This window comes from Streptomyces sp. NPDC002138, assembly GCF_040296485.1.
Lineage (GTDB): Bacteria > Actinomycetota > Actinomycetes > Streptomycetales > Streptomycetaceae > Streptomyces.
In genome coordinates this window covers 1-1,190 of record NZ_JBEOXE010000173.1, presented here as the reverse complement: position 1 = coordinate 1,190, position 1,190 = coordinate 1, and the positions used below count along the sequence as shown (strand labels likewise).

1 protein-coding gene is annotated in these 1,190 nt (G+C 66.4%); it reads left to right on the top strand.

Features of this window, described 5'->3' with window-relative positions:
- Positions 1 to 12 precede the first annotated feature (12 nt).
- On the top strand, positions 13 to 1,190 hold a 1,178-nt coding region (locus ABT084_RS37905), incomplete at its 3' end, for an AMP-binding protein (protein ID WP_351054413.1).

The window sequence follows — 1,190 nt, the reverse complement described above, 5'->3', positions numbered from 1 at the left end:
GCGCATCAGGACGTGCCGTTCGAGAAGCTGGTGGAGGAGCTGTCCCCGGCCCGTTCGATGGCCCGCCACCCGCTGTTCCAGGTGATGCTGACCCTGCAGAACAACAGCGAGGCCGTTCTCGACCTGCTCGCTGCCGAGTCCTCGCGCCGGCCTGTGGAGGCGGAGAGGGCTGCGCAGATGGATGTGGTGGCCAAATTCGACCTGGATGTGTCGCTGGCTGAGGTCTTCGACGAGGGTGGTGCGCCGGCTGGGCTGCGTGGTTCGCTGATCGTGTCGGCCGACCTGTTTGAACCGGTGTCCGCCGACTCGATCGCTCAGCGGCTGGGGCGGGTTCTCGAGACGGTGGCCGCAGATTCGCGGACCCGGGTAAGTGACGTCGACGTACTTGACGCGGACGAGCGGTTCCGGCTCCTGACGGAGTGGAATGACACGGTGGTTGAGGTTGCTTCGGTGATGGTGCCGGAGTTGTTCGCGGCGCATGTGGCGGCTTCGCCGGGTGCGGTTGCGGTGGTGTTCGATGGTGTGGAGGTTTCGTACGGGGAGCTGGATGCCCGGGCGAATCGTCTTGCTCATCACCTGATCGGTCAGGGTGTCGGTCCGGAGTCGGTGGTGGGTCTGTGTCTGCCGCGCGGGGTGGACATGGTTGCTTCCATCCTGGCGGTGTGGAAGGCCGGTGGTGCGTATGTGCCGCTGGATCCTGAGCTGCCGGTGGAGCGGCTGGCGTTCATGGTGGCTGACAGTGGTGCCCGGGTGGTGGTGGGCCGGCGTGATGGCGTGCCGGTCGGGGCCGAGTCTGTGGTGTGGGTGGATGATCCGGCGCTGGCGGCTGCTGAGGCGGGTGCGCCTGATGTCAGGGTGGGGCCGGAGGGTCTGGCGTACGTCATTTACACGTCGGGTTCGACGGGTGTGCCTAAGGGTGTGGCTGTCGGGCATGCGGCGATGGCGAACATGGTGTCGGTGTTCGGTCCGTTGATGGATGTCGGTCCTGGTGTTCCGGTGTTGCAGTTCGCTTCGTTCAATTTTGATGCGTCGGTGCTGGATGTGGCGGTGACGCTGGCGTGCGGTGGTGTGCTGGTAGTGGCCACCGCCGCCGAACGGGCTGAGCCGGGGTTGTTGCGGGAGCTGGTGGCTTCGGCGCGGGTGCGTTCGGCGAGTGTGGTGCCTTCGCTGCTGGGGGTGCTGGAGCCGGA